Source organism: Sphingomonas sp. CCH9-E2 (assembly GCF_001557215.1).
Taxonomy (GTDB): Bacteria; Pseudomonadota; Alphaproteobacteria; order Sphingomonadales; family Sphingomonadaceae; genus Sphingomonas.
The window spans coordinates 1-2,640 of sequence record NZ_LSJM01000134.1 but is presented as its reverse complement, the minus strand read 5'-3'; the positions used below and the strand labels follow the sequence as shown (position 1 = coordinate 2,640).

The following is a 2,640-nucleotide window of genomic DNA, read 5'->3' as shown; positions in this document are numbered from 1 at the left end:
CTTCTGGCTGATCAACACGCATTTCCCCTATCGCGCCGAGGACGAGGCAGCGCGCAGCAAATGTGCGGCGGCGATTGCGGAGTGGGTCGGCAAGCGGCCTGCCGGTGACGTGGTGGTGCTGACCGGGGACTTCAATACCGGACCGGACAGTGACGCCCATCGCCTGCTGAGTGGCGGTCTGGGCGATGCTTGGGTCGCTGCACCGAAGCGGACGGGGCCGGAGGGGACGTTCCATGGCTTTTCGGGAACGCCGGGGAAGCGGATCGACTGGGTGATGGCGCGGGGCCTGACGCCGGTTGCGGTCGAGACGGTCGATTTCGGGCGGGGCGGGAGGTTTCCGTCGGATCACTTTCCGGTGGTGGCTGATTACCGCTGACCCTGAAGACCAGAAGAAAGAAGACCCTCCCCAACCCCTCCCGCGAAGGCGGGAGGGGCTGAAGAAGGCCATAGGACTTATCCCGCCGCGAGTGCTGCGAGCAGCAGCAGGGCGACGATGTTGGTGATCTTGATCATCGGATTGACCGCCGGACCCGCCGTATCCTTGTAGGGATCGCCGACCGTGTCGCCGGTCACCGCGGCTTTGTGGGCGTCCGAGCCCTTGCCGCCGTGATTGCCGTCCTCGATGTACTTTTTCGCATTGTCCCATGCGCCGCCGCCCGAGGTCATCGAGATGGCGACGAACAGGCCCGACACGATCACGCCGAGCAGCATCGCGCCGACCGAAGCGAAGGCATTGGCTTGGCTGTCGACGGCCAGGATCACGAAGTAGAGCACGATCGGCGACAGAACCGGGAGCAGCGACGGAATGATCATTTCCTTGATCGCCGCCTTGGTCACGATGTCGACGGTCCGGCCATAGTTCGGGCGGCTGGTCCCGGCCATGATGCCGGGATTGTCGCGGAACTGGGCGCGGACATCCTCGACCACCGCGCCGGCTGCACGGCCCACGGCGGTCATGCCGAACGCGCCGAACAGATAGGGCAGCAGCGCGCCGAGCAGCAGCCCGACGATCACGAACGGATTGCTGAGCGAGAAGTCCACCACGACGGTGGGGAAGTAGCGCGTCAGATCCTCGGTATAGGCGCCGAACAGCACCAGTGCGGCGAGCGCGGCCGAGCCGATGGCATAGCCCTTGGTCACCGCCTTGGTCGTGTTGCCCACGGCATCGAGCGCGTCGGTGCGGGTGCGGACGTCATCGGGCAGCCCGGCCATTTCGGCGATGCCGCCGGCATTGTCGGTGACGGGGCCATAGGCGTCGAGCGCGACCACCATGCCGGCGAGCGCGAGCAGCGAGGTGGCGGCGAACGCCACGCCGATGATCCCGGCAAGCTGGAACGAGGCGATCACCGCGACGACGATCACGATGGTCGGCAGCGCGGTCGATTCAAGGCTGATCGCCAGCCCCTGAATGACGTTGGTGCCATGGCCGGTTTCCGATGCCTTGGCGATCGAGCGGACCGGGCGGTACTGGGTGCCGGTATAATATTCGGTGATCCACACCAGCGCACCGGTGACGCCCAGTCCGATCATCATGCACCAGAACAGGTCCATGCCGGTGAACGCCTGATCGCCGATCGTGGCGTTAAGGTCGCCCAGCGTGTACTGGGTCGCGAACCAGATCGCCGGGATGGCGAGGATCGCGGTGGTCCAGAAGCCCTTGTACAGCGCGCCCATGATCGACTGGCTGCCGCCGAGCCGGACCATATAGGTGCCGATGATCGAGGTGATGATGCACACGCCGCCGACGATCAGCGGGAGCGCCATCAGCGCCAGCATCGCGTCGCCGCCGAGCCCGTTCACCAGCAATGCGATCGACACCATGGTGAGGCCGATCGTCACGACATAGGTTTCGAACAGATCGGCGGCCATGCCGGCGCAGTCGCCGACATTGTCGCCGACATTGTCCGCGATCACCGCGGGGTTGCGGGGATCATCTTCGGGGATCCCGGCCTCGACCTTGCCGACCAGGTCGGCGCCGACGTCCGCAGCCTTGGTGAAGATACCGCCGCCGAGACGCGCGAAGATCGAGATCAGCGACGCGCCGAACGCGAGCGCGGTCAGCGCCTTGATGATGTCTTCGCCGTTCGCGGCTTCGCCGGCGGGGCCGACCAGATACCAGAACAGCCCGGCAATCGAGAGCAGGCCGAGCCCGGCGACGAGCATGCCGGTGACGGCACCCGCGCGGAAGGCGAGGGTCAGGCCGCCCTGCAGCGAGCCGCGCGCCGCCTCAGCCGTGCGGACATTTGCGCGGACCGAGATGTTCATGCCGACATAGCCGGCGACGCCCGACAGGATCGCGCCGATCAGGAACGCGACGGTCGACAGCGCGCCGAGCGTGAAGAACATCACCGCGGCAACGACGACGCCGACAATGGCGATGGTGGTGTATTGGCGGCCCAGATAGGCCTTTGCGCCTTCCTGAATGGCGGCGGCGATATCCTGCATCTTCTGGTCGCCTGCCGGTGCGCGCAGCACCTGTTGCGACGTCACCAGGCCATAGAGCACGGCAATCAGGCCGCACGCGATGGCGATGTACACAATCGTCATCTGGTATCCTTCCCCTGTGAATCCCGCAGGTCGCCCGGATCTTGCTGCCCGGTACAAACCGCGTCGGGGTGGAGCGTAGAGAGGGGCGGGGGG

General features: G+C 66.1%; 2 protein-coding genes. One reads left to right on the top strand and one right to left on the bottom strand.

The features are described 5' to 3' along the window. Positions 1-376, top strand: a 376-nt coding sequence (locus tag AX681_RS22405; RefSeq protein WP_197424251.1) for an endonuclease/exonuclease/phosphatase family protein, incomplete at its 5' end; no start/stop codon positions are given. Positions 377-453: 77 nt separating this feature from the next. Here AX681_RS22405 and AX681_RS07360 read toward each other — a convergent pair. Beyond that, on the bottom strand, positions 454-2,547 hold the full coding sequence (locus tag AX681_RS07360; protein WP_066681995.1) for a sodium-translocating pyrophosphatase: 2,094 nt from the start codon (positions 2,545-2,547) through the stop codon (positions 454-456). Between the last annotated feature and the right edge of the window lie 93 nt (positions 2,548-2,640).

Coding starts and splice junctions, on each gene's coding strand:
- AX681_RS07360 (WP_066681995.1), bottom strand. CDS start 2,547: ATGACGATTGTGTACATCGCCATCGCGTGCGGCCTGATTGCCGTGCTC.